This window comes from Mesorhizobium sp. CCNWLY176 (genome assembly GCF_037153935.1).
Taxonomy (GTDB): Bacteria; Pseudomonadota; Alphaproteobacteria; order Rhizobiales; family Rhizobiaceae; genus Mesorhizobium_M; species Mesorhizobium_M zhangyense.
The window spans coordinates 287,792-307,883 of record NZ_JBBBDZ010000005.1; the positions used below are offsets into that span (position 1 = coordinate 287,792).

Below are 20,092 nucleotides of genomic sequence, written 5' to 3' on the forward strand. Positions count from 1 at the left end.
GTCGAACCTTGCCTTCATTTGTGCATTTCCAACCCATAGGCACGGGTTCGAACTGGCATGCGTTGCGCCGTGGGCGCCAGGCTGTCGCAAACCTGTAATACGCAACGAGTTTTATGGCAGTCATGACGAATATCGTATCAAATCAACGGGATACCCGCATCGACGTGTTTCGGGCTCTGGCCCTGCTCACGATCTTCATCAACCATGTTCCGGGCACCATCTACGAGTTCGCCACGCACAAGAACTTCGGCTTCTCGGATTCGGCCGAGGCTTTCGTGCTGATCTCGGGCATCGCCGTCGGGCTCGCCTATGGGTCGAAATTCAAGCCGGGCAACCGGCTTCTGATCGCGCTGAAGGCGTGGCGGCGGGCCGGTGTGCTCTATGTCTCGCACATCATGACGACGGTGGCGACGCTGGCGATCTTTTCGGGTGCAGCACTCCATTTCGCGCGGCCGGACCTGCTCAAGCTGATCAACATCCAGATGATCATCGAGGACACGCCAGAAGCGCTTGTCGGCATCGCCACGCTCAGCCATCAGGTCGGCTACAACAACATATTGTCGATGTATGCCATCGTGCTCCTGATGATGCCGCTGTTCCTGCTTCTCGGGAATATCAGCCTGCTTCTGATGGTCTGCGTTTCAGGCGCCATCTGGCTGGTGGCGGGCGTCTACCAGATCGCGCCAGGCAATTTCCCCGGTGACGGCCTGTGGTTCCTCAACCCGCTGTCGTGGCAGTTCCTGTTCGTCATCGGCATCGCCGCGACGATGCACGTAAAGCGCGGCGGCGAGATCCGCTTCAGCCCGTGGCTGGCCGGTATAGCGGCGTCCTATGTGCTGTTGTCGCTGGCCTGGGTGCGGGTCCCGTTCTGGGGTGTCGATACCTCGCTCGGCCTGCCGATGGTGCTGACCGGCTTCGACAAGACCTTCCTGTCGCTGTCGCGTCTCGCCCACGTTCTGTCGCTCGCCTATCTGATCACAGTCATCCCCGCGCTTTCCAATCTGGCGCGGACTCGTGCAGATCATCCGCTGGCCATTCTCGGCAAGCATTCGCTGCCGGTGTTCATTGCCGGCACGCTGCTGGCGATGGTGGCGCAGGTGATGAAGATGGTCAGCCCCGGCGGGCTGTTCTACGACACGGTGCTTATCTCCACCGGCATCGCGCTGCAGTTCGCCTTCGCCTACTATCTCGAATGGCTGCCGAAGATCGGCTGGGGCGGCAAGCCTGCCGCGCAGTCCTCGAAGACCGCTGTTACGCAGCGACCGATGGGCGGCAAGACGCCGGCAGTGGCCGCAACGCGCGCGCCGGATCGTTAAGACTGGAAAAGAAATCCCTTCCGGCCCGCCGGGAGGGATTGGCGTTCTCCACTTTGACCAAAAGCACTGCCGAAACCATGTTCCCACCGCGCGGGGTCATGGTCTAATGTCCGCCCGAATTCGTCGCCTTCGGGAGGTATCGTGGCAAGCATTTATGACAGCGGTCTGGACCGCAACCCCGCAAACCATCAGCCGCTGACGCCGCTGACCTATCTGGAGCGGGCGGCTGCCACATACCCAAATCACGTAGCGATCATTCATGGCGCCCAGCGCGTTACCTATCGCGATTTCTGGCGCCGTTCGCGCCAGCTGGCTTCGGCGCTCGCTGGCCAGGGCATCGGCAAGGGCGACACGGTGACGGTGATGCTTTCGAACACGCCGCCGATGCTGGAAGCGCATTTCGGCGTGCCGATGACGAAAGCCGTCCTGCATTCGCTCAACACCCGGCTCGATGCTGCCGTCCTCGCCTTCCAACTCGACCATGCGGAAAGCCGCATCGTCATCGTCGACCGCGAATTTTCAGGCGTCATGAAGGAGGCGCTGGCACTGGCCAAGGTGAAGCCGCTAGTGATCGATTATGACGACCCGGACTATGCCGCGGATGCGCCCTACCCGAAGGGCGAGCGCATCGGCACGCTGGATTATGAGGATTTCGTCGCGTCGGGCGATCCCGATTTTTCGTGGTCGATGCCAGACGACGAATGGGATTCGATAGCGCTCAACTACACCTCCGGTACGACCGGTAATCCCAAAGGCGTCGTCTATCATCACCGGGGCGCTGCTTTGATGGCCTATGCCAACACCATTCATGCCGGCATGGGCAAGCACGCCGTCTATCTCTGGACGCTGCCGATGTTCCATTGCAACGGCTGGTGCTTTCCCTGGACGGTTGCCGTGCAGGCCGGCACCCATGTCTGCCTGCGCTGGGTGCGGCCAGGTGCGATATATGACGCCATCGCAGACCATGGCGTGACGCATCTGTGCGGCGCACCGATCGTCATGTCGGCGCTGATCAACGCCAAGGACGAGGAGAAGCGCGAGTTTCCGCAGGTTGTTACCTTCAACACGGCTGCCGCTCCGCCGCCCGAGGCAGTGCTTTCGGGCATGGCCGAGGCCGGCTTTGCCGTGAACCATCTCTACGGCCTGACCGAGACCTACGGCCCCGCCGTGGTCAATGAATGGCACGGCGAATGGGACGCGCTGCCTCCAGCAGAGCGCTCGGCAAAGAAGGCGCGGCAGGGCGTGCGCTATGCCGCGCTCGAGGGACTGACCGTGATGGACCCGCAGACCATGGTCGAGACGCCGCGTGACGGCGAGACCATCGGCGAGGTCATGTTCCGCGGCAACATCGTCATGAAGGGCTATCTGAAGAACCGACCTGCCACCGACGAGGCGTTCGCCGGCGGCTGGTTCCATTCCGGCGACCTCGGAGTCATGCACCCGGACGGGTACATCCAGCTCAAGGACCGCTCCAAGGACATCATCATCTCGGGCGGCGAAAACATTTCTTCCATCGAGGTCGAGGATGCGCTCTACAAGCACCCGGCGGTGGCTTTCTGCGGCGTCGTTGCCAAGGCCGACGACAAATGGGGCGAGACGCCCGTCGCCTATGTTGAGCTCAAGCCGGGCAAGGAAGCGACAGAAGCCGAACTCCTCGAGCATTGCCGCAAGCTTCTGGCGCGGTTCAAGATGCCCAAGACAGTGATCTTCGCCGAAATCCCGAAGACCTCGACGGGCAAGATCCAGAAATTCCGGCTGCGGGAGCTGGCGAAGGAACTCTGACGCAGCCGCGCGGGTTCAGGGCCGGACACCCTTTTGGCTGACTGTCTGGCTTTTTGCGCGCGTGCTAATATTTCGCCCCGCCGGGGGACAGGCGTTCTCCGGGCAATCAACCCATTCCCGCTTCGGGAAAAGGCAATTGAGGGGACCGAAATGCAAGGCGTTGCACGCAATTTCTTCACCTTGGCGATCATCTACGCAATCTGCGGGATGATGCTCGGGCTGTCGATGGCGATGAGCCAGGATCACACCGAAATGCCGACACACGCGCATATCATGGTTGCGGGCTGGCTGATGTCGGCCGTGTTCGCCTTCTTCTATCATCTGTTTCCGGCGGCGCGGGCCTCGCGGCTGGCTGTGGTGCACTTCTGGCTGACGGCTTTGAGCGGCATTGGCCTTGTCGTCGGACTTTATTTCCTGCTTGCCGGACATGAGGCGATCGAGCCCTTCGTCGCGGTCAGTTCTATTGGCTTCTTCCTCGGCATGCTGCTGTTTGCATGGATCGCCCTTCCGGTGATCTACGGATCGCGGCCGGCTCGCGAAAATGTGCCCTTATGGGACAGGTAAGGGCGTTATCTCGAAAAATATCGAGCCGGTTAACCGGTCATTAAGCTTTACGGGCGTTTACTATGTTCATCCAGTTTACCTGGATTCTTACCGAGTGGCTGGAGCCACTTCGTTTGACGCCTCCCTGTTAACTTCTGAGAGCCGCTTTCCGCGGCTCTTTTTTTGCCCGTTCTTATCCAGGCGTCCACGCTTTTGTCATATTAACCTTTTGTTAAACATGTGCTTGCGTTCGCGCGGGCGCGGGCGCATTTTCCACAGCCAATGAGGATGGGGCACGCGACCTGGGGCAGCCTGTTGTGGCACCAGTGCGCGGCAAGAGCGTGAGTACAGAGGCGTAATGATGATCGAGCCTTCCAAAGAAAGCGGCAATACAATCAAATTGGCGGAGCGGCGGGTTTTCTCGCACTCCTTCAAGCCGCTTTACGACGAAGGCATGGGCCTGGTCGAACAGACTGCCGAATATCTCGACGGCAAGGGCCGCGCTGAGGCCAAGAAGCTGTCGCGGCTGGCCGCCACGCTCTATGCCGCCGAATCGATGCGCCTGACGACCCGGCTGATGCAGGTCGCATCCTGGCTGCTGCTGCAGCGCGCCGCCAATTCCGGCGAGATGACACGCGATCAGGTCGCGTCAGAAAAATCCAAGGTGCGGCTGGATACGGCCTCGGCCCGGGAAGACGCAGCCGGCTGGAGCGAACTGCCCGCTGCCTTTCTCGATCTGGTCAACCGTTCGCTCAGCTTGCAGGCATTGGTGCGCCGCATGGATGACGAGATCTACGGCGAACGCACCGAGCTTTCCACGGCAGCTTCGATGCGCCGGACCAATCCCGTCTCCGACCAGATCAGCCTTCTCAACACGGCCTTCGCGCGCGGCTGAAGAGACCGCCTGCTAATTCTACCCTGCCGGCCATCTGACGCGGTTTTCTGCGCTTCCGGTGCTCACGTACTAAATGTACGTTCCGTTCGTCGCCTTCGGCGATCCCGAAAACCACCCCATATGACTCGGCAGGGCGAGTTATCAAGCAGTCTCTTGGCTTGGTTGTTTCCGGTTTGTTCACAATTTCCTGACATGCCGGTGAGGTGGAGGTACAGTCGCCGCATGAGGGAAGCGATTCGCATTATCGGCATCGATCCGGGGCTTCGGCGCATGGGCTGGGGCATCGTCGAGACACTTGGCAATTCGCTGCGTTTCGTGGCGGCCGGCACGGTGCGGTCCGACGACAAGGCGGCATTGGCGACAAGGCTTTGTCAGTTGCATGACGGGCTTGTCGATATCCTCCATCAGCAGACGCCGCACGAGGCGGCGATCGAGATCACCTTCGTCAACAAGGATGCCGGCGCCACGCTCAAGCTCGGCCAGGCGCGCGGCATCGCCATGCTGGTGCCGGCCCGCGCCGGGCTGGTGGTTGCCGAATATGCGCCCAACGCGGTGAAAAAGGCGGTGATCGGTGTCGGTCATGGCGACAAGAAGCAGATCCAGATGATGGTAAAGGTGCTGATGCCCAAGGCCGTCTACGACAGCGACGACGCTGCCGACGCGCTCGCCATCGCCATCTGCCACGCTCATCATCGCCAGAGCGCGATGTCGAGACTGGCCGTGCTGGCCGGTTAGTCTGCAGTCGATGTTCTTGACTTGTTCTGGGATTGCCGATAAGTAATACCAGAGAGGTATTACCATGCGCGTCACCGAAAAAGGTCAGGTCACCATCCCGAAGAATGTTCGCCGCAAGCTGGGAATTGTCCCCGGCAGTGAGGTGGAGTTCAGCTTGCAGGACGACGTCGCCATTTTACGCCCGGCCTCGCCGCAGGACGGCGATCGCGAGGTTGCCGATTTCATGGATCACATCCGCCGCCATAAGGGATCGATGGATCTAGGGGGTATGACCGGGGATGAATTCTTCAAACTTCTGAGGGACTGATGCCGACGCTTGTCGACACCAATGTTCTGATTGACCTCTTCGATACGGGCAGCCCGTGGGAAGACTGGTCAAATCGGCATATCGAAAAGCTTCGGGCGGAAGGTCCGATCGTCATCAACCCGATCATTTACGCGGAAATGGCTGCGGGCTATCCGCTGGAATCGGCACTGGAGTCAGCGCTGTCGCCCTCTCGTTTTTTCAGGGAGGATTTGCCCTGGGAAGCGGCATTCGCGGCCGGCCATGCGTTCCTCGCATATCGTCGCGACGGCGGTCCAAAACGGTCGCCTTTGCCGGACTTCTATATCGGCGCGCACGCGGCCATACGCGGCTACTCGTTGCTGACGCGGGATCAGGGCCGCTATCGAGCTTATTTCCCGATGCTGCGCATAATCGCGCCGGATACGCACCCATGACAGGACGCCATTCATGATCGGCAAGCTCAAGGGCACCGTCGACGAAATCGCCGAGGATTATTGCGTCGTCGACGTGCATGGCGTCGGCTATGTCGCCTATTGCTCGGCACGCACGCTGGCAGCCCTTGCCGGGCCGGGCGAGGCGGTGGTGCTGTTCATCGAGACTTATGTGCGCGAGGACATGATCCGGCTCTACGGCTTCAAGACGACGCTGGAGCGCGAATGGTTCCGCCTCTTACAGAACAATGTGCAGGGCGTCGGCGCCAAGGTGGCGCTGGCGATCCTGTCGACGCTGGCGCCGGCCGATCTCGCCAACGCGATTGCGCTGCGCGACATCGCCATGGTTTCGCGCGCACCGGGCGTCGGCAGGAAGGTCGCCGAGCGCATCGTCACCGAGTTGAAGAACAAGGCGCCGGCCTATGCCGGGGAGGCTTCCGGCACGATCGGGCTTAAGCAGGAACTGGGCGAGGGCGTTGCGCCTGCGCCAATCGCCGATGCCGTCTCGGCGCTGGTCAATCTCGGCTACTCGCGCGACATCGCTGCCAATGCGGTCTCGGCCGCCCTGAAGACGGCGGGCGAGGATGCCGATTCCTCGAAGCTGATCCGGTTTGGGTTGAAGGAATTGGCGCGATGATTCCTTGTTTTTACGAACATTCCTTGCTATTCATTTGTGGTAAGGAATTTGCGCGGGGGCAATGATTTGGGCTATCAATCCAAGGTCACGGCAAAGGGGCAGACGACGATCCCGGTTGAAGTTCGGGACCATCTCGGTCTGAAGCCGGGTGACCGCATCAACTATGTCGTCGACGAAACCGGGGTGAGAATTCTGGCCAAGAACAGGCGCGCTGCCGATCTTGCCGCGATTCTTGGGCCACCGCCTCGCGGGGCCGGGGCAAGCGTGGAAGACATTGACGAGGCCATTGGAAGTGCCATTGCCGAGGACGATGAGCGGATCGTCCGCGAATGGAATGAGACGTATGGGAACAGCCAGTGATCGGTGTGGATACGAATGTGCTCTTGCGTATCCTCGTGCGCGATGAGCCCGAGCAAACGCGCAATGCCTTGGAGTTCATAGAAAGCCGAACTCCCGACGACCCGGCTTTCGTCAGTCTGATCGTGGTTGCCGAGTTGGTTTGGGCCTTGCGGCAGCGATATGACTACCCCATGAAGGATATACGCAGACTGTTGTCGGCCATGCTCGAGGCAAGAGAGTTCATCTTCGAGGAGGAAGCACTGCTTGTCGATCTTTTCAACAGCGCCGAGTCCGGCAGGGGCGATGTTGCCGATCACCTGATAGCTTACTCCGCGACGCGCGCTGGCTGCACCCACACCGTCACCTTCGACCAGCGCGCAGCAAAGGTCATCCCATCCATGGAACTCCTTGCGTGAACGACCGCCTCATCACGCCCGACAAGCGCGGCGAAGACACCGACACGACGCTGCGGCCGCAGAGCCTGGACGAATTCGTCGGGCAGGCGGCGGCGCGGGCCAATCTGAAGGTTTTTGTCGAAGCCGCCAAAGGGCGTGGCGAGGCGCTTGACCATGTGCTGTTCGTTGGCCCGCCGGGTCTCGGCAAGACGACGCTTGCGCAGATCATGGCGCGCGAGCTCGGCGTCAATTTCCGCTCTACCTCCGGCCCGGTCATCGCCAAGGCCGGCGATCTCGCGGCCCTGCTCACCAATCTCGAAGAGCGCGACGTGCTTTTCATCGACGAGATCCACCGGTTGAGTCCGGCGGTCGAGGAAATCCTCTATCCGGCGATGGAGGATTATCAGCTCGACCTGATCATCGGCGAGGGGCCGGCGGCGAGGTCGGTCAAGATCGACCTGGCAAAGTTCACGCTGGTTGCGGCCACCACGCGGCTCGGCCTGCTGACCAACCCGCTGCGCGACCGCTTTGGTATTCCGGTCCGGCTCAATTTCTACACGGTGGAAGAGCTTGAGCAGATCGTGCGGCGCGGGGCGCGCATCCTCGGCATGCCGCTGGGCGACGACGGCGCGCTGGAGATCGCGCGGCGTGCGCGCGGCACGCCGCGCATTGCCGGCCGCCTGCTGCGCCGGGTGCGCGATTTTGCCAGCGTGGCCGGGGCGGATCACGTCAACCGCAAGATCGCCGATGAGGCGCTGTCGCGGCTGGAGGTCGATGCGCTCGGCCTCGACCAGCTCGATCGCCGCTATCTCTCGATGATCGCGCTGAATTTCGGCGGCGGCCCGGTCGGTATCGAGACCATCGCGGCGGGTCTGTCGGAGCCGCGCGATGCCATCGAGGATATCATCGAGCCCTACCTGATCCAGCAAGGCTTCATCCAGCGCACGCCACGCGGCCGCATGCTGACGGCCAATGCCTGGAAGCATCTCGGGCTGGATGTGCCGAAGGACCTGATACAGCAGCAGATCAACCTGTTTCAGGAGGAGTGATGATGCCAGGCTTCAGGCTAAGCAAAGGGGGAGTTGATGCGCAGTAAACTTGCAGGAATTATCTTGTTGATGGGGCTTGTTCCATCCTCTTCGTGGGCCGAGTACCGCGTCTACGAACATACCGGCTGCACGAAGGATCAGGTCAAGGTAACGGAAGAGATAATCTGGGATTGTATGGGCTTATGCGCGAGCACCCCACTTAAATCGACGATCATGCAAGAGGCAAAGAACACCAGGCGTGTTTATCCCGGTGTCGTATCTTCCTACACAAAAGCACAGATCGCCAAAGGGGCACATGTCTCCACAATCAAGGCGAAGGCTAAAGTCAAAACCAGGAATCTGACAGCCAACAAGCCCCGGTTCGGCGGTAGCTGCTGACAGGGCTTACTTCAACCCCCGCACCATCTCCAGAACGTCCGGCTCGGCCCTCTTGCCGTCGAATTGCTCGACGACGCCGAATGCGCCGCCATAGGACCACACCGACCATGCGAAGCCGTGCGCTTCGGCGCGGGCACTCATATCGCGGACATAGGCGGCGCGGTATTTGGCCGGCATGACATAGGGGTTGCCATATTCCTGGCGGATCATGCCGAATTCGCCGAGGAAGATGTTTTTCGGCTTGATGCCGTGCTTCTCGGCCCAGGCATCTACCGTCTTGAACGGTGCATCGAGGATGGACAGCAGCTTGTCTTCGGTGTCCATCGTCGCGATCTGTTCGCCGAGATAGGCGAGCATGCCGCTGCGCCGCGTCCACGGCGCTTCGGCCTTGATCTTGGCGCGCACCTGGTCGAGCGCGGCGTCAAGCTCGGCGCGCGGCACGGCATAGGGCGGGTAGGGCAGGCCGGTGACATAGGGAATGAAATCGCCGGCCCAGGTTGCGCCCTGATGTGTCAACAGGAAGGGGTCGTAGGAATGGAAGGTCCAGATGACGTTGTCGTCGGGGATCATCTTCGGGTCGAGCCTGGCGAGGCTTTCAGCGTTGGAATAGCAGGCGCCGGTAAGCACCAGCGTCAGCCGCGTGGCCGAAGCGCGCGCGGCAGCGAACAGGCGCTGCAGTTTTTCCGGCCAGAGGCTGGTCTTCTCGTCGCCGCAGTCGATCACCGGTTCGTTCATCGCCTCGAAGGCTACGAGCGTGGGGTCTTCCTTCGACAGGCTTTTGGCCATGGCGCGGATGAGATCGACATAGGTGTCGAAGAGTTTCGGATCGTTCATCACCTCGGCCATGCCGAGCGAGCGGTTGCCGCCGGCCGGCACCAGATGCATGTCGACGATGACTTTCAGCCCGGCCGCGTTGACCAGCCGGACTGATTCCAGCACCGAGGCAAACAGCTTGTCACGAAGGCCGACCGTCTTGGCAGACAGGAAGGGTGAGGGGTCGACCGGCATGCGGACGAAATCGAAGCCGTTATCCTTCAAGCTTTTCAGGTCGGCCTCGGTCACCGATTTGCGCCATTCGGGAAAGGGCAGGATGGCCTTCTCGTCGCCCCATTGGCTTTCGTCGGGCCAGGTGACCCAGATGTCGAGATTGATGCCGCGCTTCATCGAGAAGCTGGCCGCATCGGCGGCGGTCACGGCGACGGAAAGCAGGGCGAGCCCCAGAAGGCCAGCCTTGAACATCGACGCCAATGATGTCATCCGGGAAGTCATCGGGTTTGCCCCAAGCCCAATTCGACGGAATTACCCTCATGTAATTCCTGTCAGGTCGCCGGCGAAAAGGAAAGAGCGATGGATGATCATGGTGAACGCGAAAGGCTGATGGCGGGGCTTTCGGGCGAGCTGACGTCGTTCGGCCACCGCATCATGGCGCGGGTCTATTATGCCGACACCGATTTCTCCGGCGTCGTCTACCATGCGCGCTATCTCGAATTCTTCGAACGCGGCCGTTCCGATTTCCTGCGGCTGGCAGGCGTCCACCACACCGAGCTTGCCGACGGCAAGCATGGCGAGAAGATCGTCTGGGTGGTGCGGCGCATGGAGATCGATTTTCGCGGCCCCGCTCGCATCGACGACATCCTCACGGTCGACACGCGCACCGAAAAGATTTCCGGCGCGCGCATCTGGATGGCGCAGCAATTGAAGCGCGGTGACGATGTGCTGGTGGAGGCTCGGGTCGAAGCCGCCATCATCGGCGAAAGTGGCCGTCCGCGACGCTTCCCGAAGGAATGGATCGAAGCATTTTTGCCGAAGGGGCAAGCCAGTCTGGATACCGAATGAAAAAAGCCCCGCCGAAGCGGGGCTTTTCATTTAAATCTGTTGGTTCAGGCGGCCTTTTCGGCAGTCTGCTGCCATTTGCCGAGGGCGGCGAGGCTGTTCATCTTGGCGCGGTGGGCGAAGGCTGCCTGGCCGGCGGCGATGTTTTCCGCCTTACCGCTCCATGCCTTCTGCGGTGCTGCCTGCAGCGCACGGCCATAGGAGAAGGTCAGCTTCCACGGATGCGGGCCGATGGCATTGATCGCGTTGAGGTTGGCGGTGGCCTCCTCATCGGACTGGCCGCCCGACAGGAAGGCGATGCCCGGCACTGCGACCGGAACCGTCTCACGGAAAAGCTTGATGGTCTTTTCGGCAACTTCCTCGGGGCTGTTCTTGATGCCCGACTTCTTGCCGCCAATGATCATGTTCGGCTTCAGGATCGTGCCTTCCAGCGATACGTTTGCCGCGTAGAGCTCGGAATAGAGCTGCAGCAGCGTGACCTTGGTGATCTCGTAGCAGGTGTCGATGTCGTGCGAACCGTCCATCAGCACTTCCGGCTCGACGATCGGCACGATACCGGCTTCCTGGCAAAGTGCGGCGTAGCGGGCGAGCGCATGGCAGTTGGCGTCGATCGCGGTCGAGGACGGAACGTTTTCTTCTTCATTGATGTCGATCACGCCGCGCCATTTGGCGAAGCGGGCGCCGAGCTTGTAGTATTCGGCGAGGCGCTCGCGCAGGCCGTCGAGGCCTTCGGTGATGGTGTCGCCCGGAAAGCCGGCCAGCGGCTTGGCGCCGGCATCGACCTTGATGCCCGGAATTGCGCCGGAAGCCCGGATGAGATCGACCAGCGACGTGCCGTCGGCGGCCTTCTGGCGGATCGTCTCGTCATAGAGGATGACGCCGGAAATATGGTTCTTCATGGCGTTGGTGGAACGGAACAGCATCTCGCGGTAATCGCGGCGGGAGTCGGCGGTGGATTCGACCCCGATCACGTCAAAACGCTTCTTGATCGTGCCGCTGCTTTCGTCCGCAGCCAGAATACCCTTGCCGTCGGCAACCATTGCGGCTGCGATATCTTCGAGACGTTCGCTCATTCATAATCTCCTCTGTGATCAGCGGCGAATAACAGAAGTGTGTGACGAACGGAATGCCGCCGAAGTGCTTGAATCGATTGAAACTCGATCACACCTGCCAACGAAGTATTTCACCTCGTCGGCGGGCAGGCCAGATGATTTTGTCGTTACGCCTTCAGAACGTCGACGCCGGGCAAGGGTTTGCCCTCCATCCATTCCAGGAATGCGCCGCCGGCGGTTGAGACATAGCTGAAATCGTCAGCGGCACCCGCGTGGTTCAGCGCTGCCACCGTATCGCCGCCGCCGGCGACCGAGACGAGCTTGCCTTCCCTGGTGCGGCTTGCCGCATGCTTCGCGGCTGCGACCGTGGCGCGGTCGAAGGGGGCGATCTCGAAGGCGCCGAGCGGGCCATTCCAGACCAGCGTTGCGGCGCGGTCGATCCACTGGTTGACGGTCTCGATGGTCTTGGGGCCGACATCGAGGATCATCGCGTCGGAAGGCACCGCATCGATGGCGACGATCTCGTTGGCGGCGTTGGCCTTGAACTCGCGGGCGACGACGCCGTCCGAGGGCAGGATGATGGCGCAGCCCGATTGTGCCGCTTCGATCATGATCTGCTTGGCGGTCGGGGCAAGGTCATGCTCGCACAGCGATTTGCCGACATCGCTGCCGCGTGCCGCCAGGAAGGTGTTGGCCATGCCGCCGCCGATGACCAGCGCGTCGACCTTCTTCACGAGATTCATGAGCAGGTCGATCTTGCTCGACACCTTTGCGCCGCCGACGATGGCGACGACCGGGCGGACCGGATTGCCGAGGCCCTTTTCCAGCGCTTCCAGCTCGGCCTGCATGGTGCGGCCGGCATAGGCGGGCAGCAGATGGGCAAGGCCCTCCGTCGAGGCATGGGCGCGGTGGGCGGCGGAGAAGGCGTCGTTGACGTAGAGATCGCCATTGGCGGCGAGCTGCTTGGTGAAGTCAGGATCGTTCTTTTCCTCGCCCTTGTAGAAGCGGGTGTTTTCGAGGAGCAGAATATCGCCGTCCTTCATGGCGGCGACCGCGACGGAAGCCTTGTCGCCGATGCAGTCTGCGGCGAAGGCGACCGGCTTGCCGATCACGTCGCCCGTGGCCTTTGCGATTGGTTCAAGCGAGAGGGCGGGATCGGGACCGTCCTTCGGGCGACCGAAATGGGCGAGCAGGATGACCTTGGCGCCTTTGCCGGAGAGTTCCGTGATGGTGGGCGCGACGCGCTCGATGCGGGTGGCGTCGGTCACCTTGCCGTCGGCGACGGGGACATTGAGATCGACGCGCACGAGGATGCGTTTGCCTTTGACATCACCGATATCGTCGAGCGTCTTGAAACCGGCCATGGCAATTTATCTCCTCGCTGAAATCGGCGGAACCTTAGCGTGCCGGGCGCATGATGCAAGATTGGCTTTGGTGCAGGGGACGCGGCGAATCGCAGCAAGCTATGCTTCCTCGCCGGCTTTCTCTTTCACGGGGCGGCCGAGCAACCGGTCGAACAACCCGCCGACACGTTCGCGCAGGTTTTCCGGGATCACCGGCTGCGGCGGTGTCGGCTCGAAGGACAGGCCGACGCCGATGATCTTGCCCTTCTCGTCGATGTCGCGGACGATGAGTTCGATCGGGCCGAGCGTGAGGCGGTCGGCATATTCGGCGCGGCCGCCGAGCCGCGACAGCATAAGTTCGCCGATGGTCATGTTCATTTCGGCTTCAGCCAGGCCAGGCCCGTATGCTGCCTCCAGCTCGGATGCAGGCCTTTCCGGGTCGACCGCGAAGGCGCCGAAGAAATCGGCATCCTCGGGATCGACATCGACGCGGCTGGCGAACAATCGGTCGAGGAGGGCCGGATAGCGATCTGAAACGAAGATGTAGACGCGGTCGCCGGCGACCAGGCGGCCGAAGTCCGGGAATTTCATCGAGCGCCCTTCACGGACGACCAGCGAGGGCCGCGCCCAGCGCGGCAGCCGCTCGCCGCGCAGCACCGGGCTGCCGGGCACGACGCGGTAGCTCAGCAGTTCATGGTGCGCCGAGCCGGGCAGTTCCAGCTCGACCTTTTCGATCGGGCCGGGACGGGGCGGCACGATCAGGCCGAGACGGCGCGCCAGCGGCCCGACCGTCCAGCCCTGCACGATGAGCGAGACGAGCACGACGATGAAGGCGGAGTTGAAGATATCGCGGCCGTGCTCCAGCCCGCTGAGCAGCGGCGTGATGGCCAGCAGGATGGAAACCGCACCGCGCAGGCCGACCCAGGAAATGAACGCCGTTTCGGTCTTGGGAAAGCGGAACGGCTTGAGGCAGAGCCACACTGCAAACGGCCGGGCGATGAAGATCAGGAACAGGCCCAGCACGACGGAGACGCCGAGGATGGCTGGAAACTGCGACGGCGTGGCAAACAGGCCGAGCACCAGGAACATGATGATCTGCGCCAGCCAGGACATGCCGTCCTGAAAGCGCTTCAGCACCGAGGCAGCGCGGATTTGCGAATTGCCGGCGACAAGGCCCGCCAGATAGACGGCGAGGAAACCAGAACCGCCGAGGGCGCCCGCTCCGGCGAAGACGAGCAACGACAGCGTCAGCACGAAGATCGGCAGCAGGCCGTGGTCGAGATTGAGCCTTTCGACGAGACGCACGATGCCGAAACCGCCGAGAATGCCGACGGCGGCGCCTAGGCCCATGGTGAGGAAGAAGCCGACGATGAGGTCGGTGACCAGCACCTTGGCTTCGGGATCGACGCCCATGGCGATGACTTCGACCAGCGTGATGGTGAGGAAGATGGCGATCGGGTCGTTGGTGCCGGATTCGATTTCGAGCGTGGAGCGCACCCGGTCGCGCAGATGGATATTGCCGGCGCGCAGCAGGAAGAACACCGCCGCCGCGTCGGTGGAGGCGACGGCAGCGCCAAGCAGGAAGGATTCGAGCCAGGTGAAATTGGTGAGATAGTGGGTGGCGACGCCGAAAATGGCCATCGTCACGGTAACGCCGACCGTCGCCAGGGTGACGGCGGGCAAAGCTGCCTGCCGGAGCACATTGACCGGCGTGCCGAAGCCGGAATCGAACAGGATGACAGCAAGTGCCAGTGAGCCGGCAAAATAAGCGACAGGGGCATTGTCGAAGCGCAGGCCGAGGCCGTCGACGCCGCTGGCAAGGCCGATGCCGAGGAACAGGAGCAGCAGGGGAGCGCCGAAACGGAAGGCTATCAGGCTCGAAAACGCTGCGGCCAGGACCAGGGCCGTACCTACCAGCGTTGCGAGATAGATAACATGATCCATAGGCGGCCTGTTTTCCTACCGTTTGAAATCTCCAGTTCAATGCACAGTGCGGCGAAGACATGGCCATGCGCAAGCAAGTTGCGCATTTCTTTGAGAAATTTGTCCGGCTCAGGCTCTGCTCTCAGCGCAAACGAAAACGCCCGGCCGAAGCCGGGCGTTCCAGAAGCTGCAGGGCGTCAGGCTATCAGGCGATAAGCTTGCCGACCGCGACGGCCGTGTCGGCCATGCGGTTCGAAAAACCCCATTCATTGTCGTACCAGGACATGACGCGGACGAGGTTGCCCTCGATGACCTTGGTCTGGTCGAGCGCGAAGGTCGACGAGGCCGGGTTGTGGTTCAGGTCGATCGAGACCAGCGGCTCGTTGGTGTAGGCGAGGATGCCCTTGAGCGGGCCGTCAGCGGCAGCGACGAGGGCTGCGTTGACCTCATCGACGGTCACATTCTTCTTGGCTACGAACTTGAAGTCGATGACCGAGACGTTCGGGGTCGGCACGCGGATCGAGACACCGTCGAGCTTGCCCTTGAGTTCCGGCAGAACCAGGCCGACGGCCTTGGCAGCACCGGTCGACGTCGGGATCATCGACATGGCGGCAGCGCGGGCGCGGTAGAGATCCTTGTGCATAGTGTCCAGCGTCGGCTGATCACCGGTATAGGCGTGGATCGTGGTCATGAAGCCCTTTTCGATGCCGAAGGCATTGTTGAGGACCATGGCGACCGGCGCCAGGCAGTTGGTGGTGCAGGAGGCGTTGGAGACCACGATATGATCTTTGGTGAGCTTGTCGTGGTTGACGCCGTAGACGACGGTGAGGTCGGCGCCGTCGGCAGGCGCGGAAACCAGCACGCGCTTGGCGCCGGCGGTCAGGTGGGCCGAGGCCTTGTCCTTCGAGGTGAAGATGCCGGTGCATTCGAGCGCGATGTCGACGCCGAGTTCCTTCCACGGCAGCTGCGACGGATCCTTGATCGCGGTGACCTTGAACTTTTCCGAGCCGATGCTGATGGAATCGCCATCGACCTTGACCTCATGCGGGAAGCGGCCATGGACCGAGTCGTAGCGCAGCAGGTGGGCGTTGGTCTCGACCGGGCCGAGATCGTTGACGGCGACGACGTCGATGTCCTTGCGGCCGGATTCATAGATGGCGCGCACGATGTTGCGGCCGATGCGGCCAAATCCGTTGATGGCAACTCTGACAGTCATGCTTGTTTCTCCATTGGAGCCAAAAATCAGTTCGACTTCTTGTGCAGGCGCGCTTCGGCGGCCTTCACGGTCGCATCGGCAGTGATGCCGAAATGCGGGTAGAGCTGTTCGATCGTGCCGCTGGCGCCGAAGACATGCATGCCGATGAAGATGCCGTCCTGGCCGATAAAGCGGTCCCAGCCGAGGCGGATGGCGGCTTCGATCGCGACCTTGACCGGGGCATTGCCGATGATGGCGGCCTGGTACTTCTCGCTCTGCTTCTCGAACAGTTCGAACACAGGAACCGATACGACGCGCGTCGGGTGGCCATGTGCCTGCAATGCCGTGCGGGCGGAAAGCGCGATCTCGACTTCGGAGCCGCTGGCGAAGATCGTCACGGCTGCGTCGCCGTCGGCGGTGGCCAGTTCGTAGGCGCCGTATCCGCAGAGGTTTTCCTCGACGAATTCGGTGCGCACGGCCGGCAGGTTCTGGCGGGTCAGCGCGATGGTCGAAGGCGTCTTGGTGTCTTCCAGCGCAAGCTGCCAGCATTCGGCGGATTCGGTCGCGTCTGCGGGGCGGTAGACATTGTGGTTCGGGATGGCGCGCAGTGCGGCCAGATGCTCGACCGGCTGGTGGGTCGGGCCGTCTTCGCCGAGACCGATGGAATCATGGGTCATGACGAAGATCACGCGGATGCCCATCAGCGAGGCAAGGCGCATCGCCGGGCGGGCATAGTCGGAGAAGGTGAGGAACGTGCCGGAGTAAGGGATGACGCCGCCATGCAGCGCCATGCCGTTCATCGCAGCGGCCATGCCGTGCTCACGGATGCCGTAATAGACATAGCGGCCGTCATACTGGCCCGGCGCGATCGGGTTGGTCTGGCTGGTCTTGGTGTTGTTGGAGCCGGTCAGGTCGGCCGAGCCGCCGATCGTCTCAGGCACAGCGCCGTTGATGACTTCCAGCGCCATTTCCGACGACTTGCGGGTCGCGACCTTCGGCTTGTCGGCTGCGAGCTTCTTCTTGTAGTCGGCAATCACGGTGTCGAAATTGCCCGGCAGCTCGCCGCGCATGCGGCGCTCGAACTCGGCGCGGATTTCGCTTTCAGCAGCGGCGAGGCGGGTTTCCCATTCCTTGCGCTTCTTGGCCGCGTTGAGGCCGGAAAGGCGCCAGGCGTCGAGAATGTCGGACGGAACCTCGAAGGGCGGGTAGTCCCAGCCCAGCGCCTTGCGGGCGCCGGCGATTTCTTCCGCGCCCAGCGGCGAGCCATGGGCCTTGTTGGTGCCGGCCTTGTGCGGTGCGCCGAAGCCGATGGTGGTCTTGCAGGCGATCAGCGTCGGGCGGTCGGAGCGGCGTGCGGCTTCCAGAGCGTCGGCGATCGCTTCGGGATCATGGCCGTCGACGCGCGAGGCGTTCCAGCCGGAAGCGGCGAAGCGGGCGAGCTGGTCGGTCGAATCCGACAGCGACACGGCGCCGTCGATCGAGATGTTGTTGTCGTCCCACATAACGATCAGCTTGTTGAGCTTCAGGTGCCCGGCAAGCGCGATGGCTTCCTGCGAGATCCCTTCCATGAGGCAGCCGTCGCCGGACAGCACATAGGTATAGTGGTCGACGAGGTCATCACCGAACTTGGCGTTCATGATGCGCTCGGCGAGCGCCATGCCGACCGAATTGGCAAGACCCTGGCCGAGCGGGCCGGTGGTGGTCTCGATGCCGGCGGCATGACCATATTCCGGGTGGCCGGCAGTGCGGGAGCCGAGCTGGCGGAAATTCTTGATCTCGTCGAGGGTGATGTCCTCGTAGCCAGTCAGATAGAGCAGCGAGTAGAGCAGCATCGAGCCGTGGCCGGCCGACAGCACAAAACGGTCGCGGTCGGCCCAGTGCGGCGCCTTGGGGTCATGCTTCATGAAGCGGGTGTAGAGCACCGTGGCAATGTCGGCCGCGCCCATCGGCAGGCCGGGATGGCCGGAATTGGCCTTCTCGACGGCGTCCATGGACAGAAAGCGGATCGCGTTGGCCATCCGGTCGTGTTTTTCGCGTGATGTCATGATTGCTCGCCAAGCCTTGATTTTTTGGGGGTGCGGCCCCCTGGAGAAAGCACGGGGACACATAGCAGGCGCGCCGCGTGAGTCAACAAAAGCATGGTTTCTGGACGCAGAGATGACCGTGATTGGACACGTCGTCGCACGATAGCGGGGGAAAGGACGAATCGCTTTGTTGACGGTTCGTTTGCACGATGCCTAATGTTTCACTGGTAAGTCGTTCTGAATGCGAACGATTCGGTGATGGGCGGGAGTTTGACGGAGCCATGACCGGGGAAACGACACTCAAGGAAGTCATAAGCCGGCTCGGCAAGGCGATCGATGTGCTTGAGCACAATGTCGCATCGCGGCTGGAGAATGAGCAGGATTACTCCGAAGCCGAGGCCGAAGTGCAGCGCATGAATGCCGACCGTGGCCGGCTCGCGCAGGAACTCGACAATTCCGAAGCGCGCGCCGAGCGACTGGAGGAAGCCAACAAGGAAGTATCGCGCAGGCTGGTTACGGCGATGGAAACCATCCGCGCGGTGCTGGACAGGTAGGTACGCCATGGCACAGGTTACTGTCACGATCGACGGCAAGGCCTATCGAATGGCCTGCGACGAGGGCCAGGAAGAACATCTGATCAGCCTGGCCGAGCGGTTCGACCGTTATGTCTCGCATCTGAAGGAATCCTTCGGCGAGATCGGCGACCAGCGCGTCACCGTCATGGCCGGCATCATGGTCATGGACGAGCTGTCGGAACTTTCGAAGCGCCTCAAGGGCATGGAAAGCGAGATCAGCACGCTGCGCAAGACCCGCGACGAAGCCCTGCTGAAGGCCGACAAGAACGATGCAGCGCTTACCGGTGCGCTCAGCGGACTTGCCCAGCGCATGGAAGAGCTGGCCCATAAGCTGGTGGTGCGGAAAGTTCAGCCCGAGACATAAAAAATCGCGCCGGCCGAAGCCGACGCGATTTTGTTTTTCAGGCCTTTGCTGCCGATCGTAAGATCAAGCGGCCGGCTGGGCTTCGATGGTGCGCAGCGACTGCATCTGACGCTTGGCTGCCGCCTTGACGGCATCCTGAACCTTCTCGAAGGCGCGAACCTCGATCTGGCGAACGCGTTCGCGGCTGATGTCGAATTCGCTCGACAGTTCCTCAAGCGTCATCGGCTCGTCCGAGAGGCGGCGCGCCTCGAAGATGCGCCGTTCGCGATCGTTGAGCACAGCCATGGCGCCGGCGAGCATGCCGCGCCGATTTTCCAGCTCGTCCTGCTCGATCAGCATGGCTTCCTGGCTTTCGTGGTCGTCGACCAGCCAGTCCTGCCATTCGCCCGACTCGCCTTCCGTTGCCCGGATCGGCGCATTGAGCGAGGCATCGCCCGACAGGCGGCGGTTCATCGAGACGACTTCCGCCTCGCTGACGTTCAGCCTGGTGGCGATCTCGGTGATCTGCTCGGGCTTCAAATCGCCGTCTTCGAGCGCCTGGATCTTGCCTTTGACCTTGCGCAGGTTGAAGAACAGGCGCTTCTGGTTGGCGGTGGTGCCCATTTTCACGAGGCTCCACGAGCGCAGGATGTATTCCTGGATCGAGGCCTTGATCCACCACATGGCATAGGTCGCCAGGCGAAAGCCGCGCTCCGGTTCGAATTTCTTCACGGCCTGCATCAGGCCGACATTGCCCTCGGAAATGACTTCGCCGATCGGCAGGCCATAGCCGCGATAGCCCATGGCGATCTTGGCCACGAGTCTGAGATGGCTGGTGACGAGCTTGTGGGCAGCGCCGGTGTCCTCATGCTCCTGATACCGCTTGGCGAGCATGTACTCTTCCTGCGGCTGAAGCATCGGGAACCGACGGATTTCCTCCAGGTAGCGGCTGAGGCCGCCTTCGCCGGAGACAATACTGGGTAGTGACTGGGCCATAATAGCGCCCTCCCTCTTTGAA

General features: G+C 61.9%; 22 protein-coding genes. 15 read left to right on the top strand and 7 right to left on the bottom strand.

The features are described from left to right. The first annotated feature begins 113 nt into the window (after positions 1-113). The 12 genes from WBQ96_RS11165 (at position 114) to WBQ96_RS11220 (ending at position 8,786) form a co-directional block, all read left to right on the top strand. Positions 114-1,316, top strand: coding sequence for an OpgC family protein (locus WBQ96_RS11165; protein ID WP_336549757.1), 1,203 nt, complete (start codon positions 114-116; stop codon positions 1,314-1,316). Between the two features lie 141 nt (positions 1,317-1,457). Then, complete coding sequence (locus WBQ96_RS11170) at positions 1,458-3,098, top strand: acyl-CoA synthetase (RefSeq protein ID WP_336549755.1); 1,641 nt, start codon at positions 1,458-1,460, stop codon at positions 3,096-3,098. A 150-nt stretch (positions 3,099-3,248) separates the two neighbouring features. Next, positions 3,249-3,662, top strand: a complete 414-nt coding sequence (locus tag WBQ96_RS11175; protein ID WP_165118529.1) for a hypothetical protein — start codon at positions 3,249-3,251, stop codon at positions 3,660-3,662. Positions 3,663-4,002: 340 nt separating this feature from the next. After that, on the top strand, positions 4,003-4,536 hold the full coding sequence (gene rcdA / locus WBQ96_RS11180; RefSeq protein ID WP_165118870.1) for a protease adaptor protein RcdA: 534 nt from the start codon (positions 4,003-4,005) through the stop codon (positions 4,534-4,536). Between the two features lie 222 nt (positions 4,537-4,758). Continuing rightward, positions 4,759-5,271 (top strand): crossover junction endodeoxyribonuclease RuvC, encoded by a 513-nt coding sequence (gene ruvC / locus WBQ96_RS11185; RefSeq protein WP_336549753.1) that lies wholly within the window; start codon positions 4,759-4,761, stop codon positions 5,269-5,271. A gap of 64 nt (positions 5,272-5,335) precedes the next feature. Continuing rightward, a complete protein-coding gene (locus tag WBQ96_RS11190; protein ID WP_165118533.1) occupies positions 5,336-5,578 on the top strand; it encodes an AbrB/MazE/SpoVT family DNA-binding domain-containing protein in 243 nt (80 codons plus the stop codon). Beyond that, the gene (locus WBQ96_RS11195) at positions 5,578-5,991 is read left to right on the top strand and encodes a type II toxin-antitoxin system VapC family toxin (RefSeq protein WP_165118535.1); all 414 of its coding nucleotides are present in this window, start codon (positions 5,578-5,580) and stop codon (positions 5,989-5,991) included. Before WBQ96_RS11190 ends, WBQ96_RS11195 begins: the two co-directional genes overlap by 1 nt. Before the next feature lie 13 nt (positions 5,992-6,004). Next, positions 6,005-6,625 carry a Holliday junction branch migration protein RuvA gene (ruvA, locus tag WBQ96_RS11200; RefSeq protein WP_336549749.1) on the top strand — a complete coding sequence of 207 codons (621 nt, stop codon included), beginning with the start codon at positions 6,005-6,007 and terminating at the stop codon, positions 6,623-6,625. Between the two features lie 66 nt (positions 6,626-6,691). Then, on the top strand, positions 6,692-6,985 hold the full coding sequence (locus tag WBQ96_RS11205; RefSeq protein WP_336549748.1) for an AbrB/MazE/SpoVT family DNA-binding domain-containing protein: 294 nt from the start codon (positions 6,692-6,694) through the stop codon (positions 6,983-6,985). Beyond that, positions 6,982-7,380 (top strand): PIN domain-containing protein, encoded by a 399-nt coding sequence (locus WBQ96_RS11210; RefSeq protein ID WP_336549746.1) that lies wholly within the window; start codon positions 6,982-6,984, stop codon positions 7,378-7,380. Before WBQ96_RS11205 ends, WBQ96_RS11210 begins: the two co-directional genes overlap by 4 nt. Further along, a complete protein-coding gene (gene ruvB, locus WBQ96_RS11215; protein WP_336549745.1) occupies positions 7,377-8,408 on the top strand; it encodes a Holliday junction branch migration DNA helicase RuvB in 1,032 nt (343 codons plus the stop codon). Before WBQ96_RS11210 ends, ruvB begins: the two co-directional genes overlap by 4 nt. A 36-nt stretch (positions 8,409-8,444) precedes the next feature. Further along, on the top strand, positions 8,445-8,786 hold the full coding sequence (locus WBQ96_RS11220) for a hypothetical protein (RefSeq protein WP_336549743.1): 342 nt from the start codon (positions 8,445-8,447) through the stop codon (positions 8,784-8,786). Between the two features lie 6 nt (positions 8,787-8,792). On the opposite strand, the gene WBQ96_RS11225 is transcribed toward WBQ96_RS11220, so the two are convergent. Further along, entirely contained in the window at positions 8,793-10,025 is a 1,233-nt protein-coding gene (locus tag WBQ96_RS11225) for a glycoside hydrolase family 5 protein (RefSeq protein WP_336550281.1), read from the bottom strand. A 108-nt stretch (positions 10,026-10,133) separates the two neighbouring features. Between WBQ96_RS11225 and ybgC the strand changes: the two genes are divergently transcribed. After that, positions 10,134-10,622 carry a tol-pal system-associated acyl-CoA thioesterase gene (gene ybgC / locus WBQ96_RS11230; protein WP_336549740.1) on the top strand — a complete coding sequence of 163 codons (489 nt, stop codon included), beginning with the start codon at positions 10,134-10,136 and terminating at the stop codon, positions 10,620-10,622. A 44-nt stretch (positions 10,623-10,666) separates the two neighbouring features. Here ybgC and WBQ96_RS11235 read toward each other — a convergent pair whose 3' ends face one another. The 5 genes from WBQ96_RS11235 to tkt form a co-directional block, all read right to left on the bottom strand. Continuing rightward, positions 10,667-11,692 carry a class I fructose-bisphosphate aldolase gene (locus tag WBQ96_RS11235; protein ID WP_336549738.1) on the bottom strand — a complete coding sequence of 342 codons (1,026 nt, stop codon included), beginning with the start codon at positions 11,690-11,692 and terminating at the stop codon, positions 10,667-10,669. A gap of 146 nt (positions 11,693-11,838) precedes the next feature. Continuing rightward, on the bottom strand, positions 11,839-13,035 hold the full coding sequence (locus tag WBQ96_RS11240) for a phosphoglycerate kinase (protein WP_336549736.1): 1,197 nt from the start codon (positions 13,033-13,035) through the stop codon (positions 11,839-11,841). A gap of 99 nt (positions 13,036-13,134) precedes the next feature. Beyond that, complete coding sequence (locus tag WBQ96_RS11245; protein WP_336549734.1) at positions 13,135-14,958, bottom strand: potassium/proton antiporter; 1,824 nt, start codon at positions 14,956-14,958, stop codon at positions 13,135-13,137. 184 nt (positions 14,959-15,142) lie between these two features. Beyond that, positions 15,143-16,153 (bottom strand): type I glyceraldehyde-3-phosphate dehydrogenase, encoded by a 1,011-nt coding sequence (gene gap / locus WBQ96_RS11250; RefSeq protein ID WP_336549732.1) that lies wholly within the window; start codon positions 16,151-16,153, stop codon positions 15,143-15,145. Between the two features lie 26 nt (positions 16,154-16,179). Continuing rightward, the gene (tkt, locus tag WBQ96_RS11255) at positions 16,180-18,177 is read right to left on the bottom strand and encodes a transketolase (RefSeq protein ID WP_336549730.1); all 1,998 of its coding nucleotides are present in this window, start codon (positions 18,175-18,177) and stop codon (positions 16,180-16,182) included. A gap of 260 nt (positions 18,178-18,437) precedes the next feature. Between tkt and WBQ96_RS11260 the strand changes: the two genes are divergently transcribed. Then, complete coding sequence (locus WBQ96_RS11260) at positions 18,438-18,710, top strand: DUF4164 domain-containing protein (RefSeq protein ID WP_165118560.1); 273 nt, start codon at positions 18,438-18,440, stop codon at positions 18,708-18,710. 7 nt (positions 18,711-18,717) lie between these two features. After that, a complete protein-coding gene (locus tag WBQ96_RS11265; protein ID WP_336549728.1) occupies positions 18,718-19,095 on the top strand; it encodes a cell division protein ZapA in 378 nt (125 codons plus the stop codon). Between the two features lie 63 nt (positions 19,096-19,158). On the opposite strand, the gene rpoH is transcribed toward WBQ96_RS11265, so the two are convergent. Then, a complete protein-coding gene (gene rpoH, locus WBQ96_RS11270) occupies positions 19,159-20,070 on the bottom strand; it encodes an RNA polymerase sigma factor RpoH (RefSeq protein ID WP_165118565.1) in 912 nt (303 codons plus the stop codon). Positions 20,071-20,092 lie beyond the last annotated feature (22 nt).

Excerpts from the sequence above, each read along its gene's own strand:
- WBQ96_RS11195 (WP_165118535.1), top strand. The coding sequence starts at position 5,578 with ATGCCGACGCTTGTCGACACCAATGTTCTGATTGACCTCTTCGATACG.
- rcdA (WP_165118870.1), top strand. The coding sequence starts at position 4,003 with ATGATCGAGCCTTCCAAAGAAAGCGGCAATACAATCAAATTGGCGGAG.
- WBQ96_RS11260 (WP_165118560.1), top strand. The coding sequence starts at position 18,438 with ATGACCGGGGAAACGACACTCAAGGAAGTCATAAGCCGGCTCGGCAAG.
- WBQ96_RS11220 (WP_336549743.1), top strand. The coding sequence starts at position 8,445 with ATGCGCAGTAAACTTGCAGGAATTATCTTGTTGATGGGGCTTGTTCCA.
- WBQ96_RS11165 (WP_336549757.1), top strand. The coding sequence starts at position 114 with ATGGCAGTCATGACGAATATCGTATCAAATCAACGGGATACCCGCATC.
- WBQ96_RS11190 (WP_165118533.1), top strand. The coding sequence starts at position 5,336 with ATGCGCGTCACCGAAAAAGGTCAGGTCACCATCCCGAAGAATGTTCGC.
- WBQ96_RS11245 (WP_336549734.1), bottom strand. The coding sequence starts at position 14,958 with ATGGATCATGTTATCTATCTCGCAACGCTGGTAGGTACGGCCCTGGTC.
- WBQ96_RS11240 (WP_336549736.1), bottom strand. The coding sequence starts at position 13,035 with ATGGCCGGTTTCAAGACGCTCGACGATATCGGTGATGTCAAAGGCAAA.
- ruvC (WP_336549753.1), top strand. The coding sequence starts at position 4,759 with ATGAGGGAAGCGATTCGCATTATCGGCATCGATCCGGGGCTTCGGCGC.
- gap (WP_336549732.1), bottom strand. The coding sequence starts at position 16,153 with ATGACTGTCAGAGTTGCCATCAACGGATTTGGCCGCATCGGCCGCAAC.
- ruvA (WP_336549749.1), top strand. The coding sequence starts at position 6,005 with ATGATCGGCAAGCTCAAGGGCACCGTCGACGAAATCGCCGAGGATTAT.
- WBQ96_RS11235 (WP_336549738.1), bottom strand. The coding sequence starts at position 11,692 with ATGAGCGAACGTCTCGAAGATATCGCAGCCGCAATGGTTGCCGACGGC.
- tkt (WP_336549730.1), bottom strand. The coding sequence starts at position 18,177 with ATGACATCACGCGAAAAACACGACCGGATGGCCAACGCGATCCGCTTT.
- WBQ96_RS11175 (WP_165118529.1), top strand. The coding sequence starts at position 3,249 with ATGCAAGGCGTTGCACGCAATTTCTTCACCTTGGCGATCATCTACGCA.
- rpoH (WP_165118565.1), bottom strand. The coding sequence starts at position 20,070 with ATGGCCCAGTCACTACCCAGTATTGTCTCCGGCGAAGGCGGCCTCAGC.
- WBQ96_RS11265 (WP_336549728.1), top strand. The coding sequence starts at position 18,718 with ATGGCACAGGTTACTGTCACGATCGACGGCAAGGCCTATCGAATGGCC.
- ybgC (WP_336549740.1), top strand. The coding sequence starts at position 10,134 with ATGGATGATCATGGTGAACGCGAAAGGCTGATGGCGGGGCTTTCGGGC.
- WBQ96_RS11225 (WP_336550281.1), bottom strand. The coding sequence starts at position 10,025 with ATGTTCAAGGCTGGCCTTCTGGGGCTCGCCCTGCTTTCCGTCGCCGTG.